Consider the following 2,787-nt stretch of genomic DNA (forward strand, 5'->3'; position numbering starts at 1 on the left):
GCGGTTCAGGTTCTGAGGAAGGCCGGGATCCCGCTGCTCCCTCGCCGCAGATGTGGGCTGAATGGCATATTCGCGCCAATGTCTGTACCGGCAACCTATCTACAGAAGAGTTGGCGGAGCTGTTTCCATTGGTCAACCAAGCTCTGGTGGATGCCGTCTGCCAGGGAGGAAGTTAAGAGGAAGTTAAAGATCGCCCAGGTTGGCAGTAAGGTAAAGAAGGAGCCTCTAGGTCGCTGCTGCATGGATTTTGAGAAGCTATTGGAGGAATGGGTGGCAGCCTTCACCCAAGCGGCGGAAGAAAGCCTCGCCGCTTTGGAAACAGCCCTGACAGAACTGACGGAACACCTGGCCGTGCCTCTCCAAGAAACCCTGCGGCAGTGGGAAGCGCTCTGGAATCTGGAGGAGGAACTGGAGCCAGAACCTTGCGAGGAAACCTTCAACCCTTCTGTGGGCGAATCTTTCAGCAGCAGCCGTTTCTTCGTCAGCCCGATAGGATTTGGTGGCCTGGTTGTTTATACCTACGTGGCTTCGCCGCCCGACTCCATCGGGGATCCCACCTGTCGCTACAATGCCCATTCTCCAGAGTTGCGCTGTGCCGTCAATCCGCACGGCCCCTGTGAAGGTTGCCCCCACTACGAGCCCCGGAACGTGAGCCCTGGAATGAGTCGCGATGAAGGGTGACCGCCTGATTGTTGCCCTGGATACCTCTTCTTGGGAGCAGGCTGTGGGGTGGGTGGACGCTTTGCCGCAGGTGCTGTGGTGGAAGGTGGGCCTGGAGTTGTTCTCTGCTGCGGGTTCCTCTATCCTCCAGGCTCTCAAGGAAAGGGGCAAGCGCATTTTTCTGGATTTGAAGCTGCACGACATTCCCCACACGGTGGGACGGGCTACGGAGGTGGCCGTCGGCTATGGGGTGGATCTGCTCACCGTCCATGCTTGCGGTGGCAGTGCTATGTTGCGGGCAGCCGTGGCCGCCGCCCAGGGCAGTTCCTGTCGGCTGTTGGCAGTGACCCTCTTAACCAGCCTCGGCCCCGACCAGGTGCGGCAGGAGCTGGGCATTGAACGGGATCCTGGCGACTACGTTTTACAATTGGCCCGACTGGCCCTGGATCAAGGTGTGAAGGGGCTGGTCTGCTCCCCGCAGGAAGTGGGGCGGCTGCGCCAGGCTTTGGGGCCGGAGGTTCTGCTGGTTACTCCAGGGATCCGTCTGAGCGACGCCAGGGTGGGGGATGGTGGGGATGATCAACAGCGCATCTGCACGCCCGACCAAGCTCTGCGGGCAGGAGCCGACTACCTGGTGGTGGGTCGCCCCATCATTGCTGCTCCGGATCCGGTGGCGGCCTTGCGGCGCTTCCAAGCCTTGTGGGATGCTTCTGGGTGAGAAGGTTGAGGGATTCGCCCGCTGTTGGCTAAGTGGTGCTGTGAGGCAACGACGCCATAGGCCACCTGTCCAGTCCGCCAACGCGAACGGCAGGGGGTGTTGGCTGGGAGTGGGTTTATCGGTGGCTTTGGGCCTGTGCAGCCTTCCTGCCGCCCCGGCCAGCGGAGAAGCCTGTCTGGCTGCTCCTCAGGTTTGGGCTGAGGCTCTAACGGAGCAGTTGCCTCTGTTCCTCAATCTGGCCTTGAGCCGCTCCCGCTCTGAGTTTCAGGTTGTGCTTGTGGGGAAGCCGGAGGTTGAAATGCTCCCTCCTCAGGAGCTGGCTCAGGTTTTCTCGGACACCACAACAGCTGCAGAGGCTTTTCGACTGTATTTCACCACGTTGGAGCGCCGCTTGGTCTTGCCCCAACACCCCCAGGACAACCCCTTGGCCGGTCGGCGCAGCGAAACCCTGCAACTGGCCTACGAGGCCTATGTGCTGCGGGCTAGGTCTGGGGATCCCTGGCAGTTGGTGCGTCTGCAGGTAACCGGAGCGGGGATCCCGATTCGCGATGTAACCGAGGGGCTCACCGCTCAGGCCATCCGTCGCTGGCAGCAGTCGGGTTGCCCCTTGACGGGCGATCTAGAGTTGACTAGACCTTCTCTGTAGGCGGGGAGTTTTGCAAGGCACACAAGGACACTTTCTCCTCCCAGAGGGAGAGGCATTGGATGTTCTGCTGCTGGTCGAATGACCATTCCGTTCAGGAACACAATAGGGCATACCTATGAAGTTTCCCCCCGCCAAACCTCGCCAGGGCAAACGGCTGCCCCGCGGCTCATTTTCCCGACTGCGGTCGTCCAACACGGACAAACATCGCCGCCGACGTCTGGTCGGTTTTGGTTGCATAGGCCACTGGCTGCTTTGGGGCGGGATGGGCCTGCTCTTGGGACAGCGGCTCCGCTCCTGGGGGCAACCGTCTCCGCTGCAGTGGTGGCGCGTTGTGCCCGTGAGCGGCTCTGAGGGATCCTTGCCATCCGGTCAGCCGGAACTGCCCCTCTACCACTGGTTTGCGGATGGCCTAGTGCCCTGGCTGGCTCAGGGAACGGGGATCCCGGCTGGAGAGCTGTTGCGGATCTTCTCGGTCATGGCTTGTTTGGCCATCCTGCTGTTGTGCTGGAGCTGGGGCAACTTCTGGAGTGCCGGGCTGTGGGGACTCAGCCCCTGGGTGCTGACCCAAGGGTTGGAGCCGGGCAGCGAGATTTTGAGCACCTGGGTGTGGCTGTGCAGTTGCGGCGTTGGGCCGGGATCTGCCTTGCGCCGGTGGGGTCTGGCCCTAGCTTGTGCCCTGTCCTATAAGATTTGGCCCTTGGCTTTGCTCTGGGCGGGGCTGTGGACGAGCCAGCAGTGGTCGCGGCAGCCGCTGCGTTCGCGA

At 61.7% G+C, this 2,787-nt stretch carries 3 protein-coding genes and 1 pseudogene; all 4 read left to right on the plus strand.

The window, feature by feature from the left end:
* The first annotated feature begins 240 nt into the window (after positions 1-240).
* The gene (locus NW857_RS02660; RefSeq protein ID WP_414335615.1) at positions 241-681 is read left to right on the plus strand and encodes a DUF6464 family protein; all 441 of its coding nucleotides are present in this window, start codon (positions 241-243) and stop codon (positions 679-681) included.
* On the plus strand, positions 671-1,378 hold the full coding sequence (pyrF, locus tag NW857_RS02665) for an orotidine-5'-phosphate decarboxylase (RefSeq protein ID WP_414335617.1): 708 nt from the start codon (positions 671-673) through the stop codon (positions 1,376-1,378). Before NW857_RS02660 ends, pyrF begins: the two co-directional genes overlap by 11 nt.
* 121 nt (positions 1,379-1,499) lie before the next feature.
* Positions 1,500-2,024: a hypothetical protein gene (locus NW857_RS02670; protein WP_414335619.1), complete on the plus strand. Its 525-nt coding sequence runs from the start codon at positions 1,500-1,502 to the stop codon at positions 2,022-2,024.
* Between the two features lie 262 nt (positions 2,025-2,286).
* Positions 2,287-2,787: pseudogene (locus tag NW857_RS02675) on the plus strand (hypothetical protein); the annotation flags it as partial.

Source organism: Synechococcus sp. H55.9, from assembly GCF_047462355.1.
Taxonomy (GTDB): domain Bacteria; phylum Cyanobacteriota; class Cyanobacteriia; order Thermostichales; family Thermostichaceae; genus Thermostichus.

What these genes read in the sequence shown, in the direction of transcription:
- NW857_RS02660 (WP_414335615.1), top strand. Translation starts at nt 241, where the DNA reads ATGGATTTTGAGAAGCTATTGGAGGAATGGGTGGCAGCCTTCACCCAA.
- pyrF (WP_414335617.1), top strand. Translation starts at nt 671, where the DNA reads ATGAAGGGTGACCGCCTGATTGTTGCCCTGGATACCTCTTCTTGGGAG.